The sequence below is a fragment of the Mesorhizobium sp. M1006 genome, from assembly GCF_040318825.1.
Lineage (GTDB): Bacteria > Pseudomonadota > Alphaproteobacteria > Rhizobiales > Rhizobiaceae > Mesorhizobium.
In genome coordinates this window covers 1-723 of record NZ_JAMYMZ010000159.1, presented here as the reverse complement: position 1 = coordinate 723, position 723 = coordinate 1, and the positions used below count along the sequence as shown (strand labels likewise).

The window sequence follows — 723 nt, the reverse complement described above, 5'->3', positions numbered from 1 at the left end:
TTTCTTGGTGGCGGCGTAAAGCGAAACGGGCTTGTCGACCTGATCGGCTTCGCTGAACGGCACGCTGCGGTTGCCGCCATACACCGAGCTCGACGAGGCATAGACCAGATGCTCGAATGCCGGTTCGGCGCGACAGAATTCGAGCACTTCGAGGTGGCCCATGACATTGGAGCGGATATAGAGCCGCGGATTGTCGAGTGAGTGGCGCACGCCCGCCTGCGCGGCAAGGTGCACGATCCTAACGATGCCTTGCCCGGCCAAAGCGGCTGCAAGCGCGCCCTGTTCGGCAATATCGATCTGGTGGAACGAAAAATCCTTATGGGGCAGAAGGCCGGCAAGCCGCCCCTTTTTGAGCGCCAGGTCGTAATAGTCGTTCATGTTGTCGACGCCGACGACCGCTTCTCCCCGGTCGAGCAGATGGTGGCAAACGTGGCTGCCAATGAACCCCGCGGCTCCGGTGACAAGTATAGGCAACAAGCTTCTCCACGCGCATAGCCGGGCCGGTATCTGGAGCGGCAGATCCGGCCCATTTTGTCGTGCTATAGTCGAAAGCCGAGGTGGAGACCACCATTAAGCTGATGCGTCAGCTTGCCTCGCGCATGGCTTCGGCCGCCTGCAGGTCAACCGACACCAGTTGGCTGACGCCTTGCTCGGCCATGGTCACCCCAAACAGCCGGTCCATGCGCGCCATGGTGATCGGGTTGTGTGTGATGATGACGAAGC

At 60.7% G+C, this 723-nt stretch carries 1 protein-coding gene; it reads right to left on the bottom strand.

What is annotated here, in order from left to right; translation table 11 throughout:
• Positions 1-474: NAD-dependent epimerase/dehydratase family protein (locus tag NKH60_RS35025; protein ID WP_352875142.1), on the bottom strand; the 474-nt coding region annotated here is incomplete at its 3' end.
• Positions 475-723: the final 249 nt, after the last annotated feature.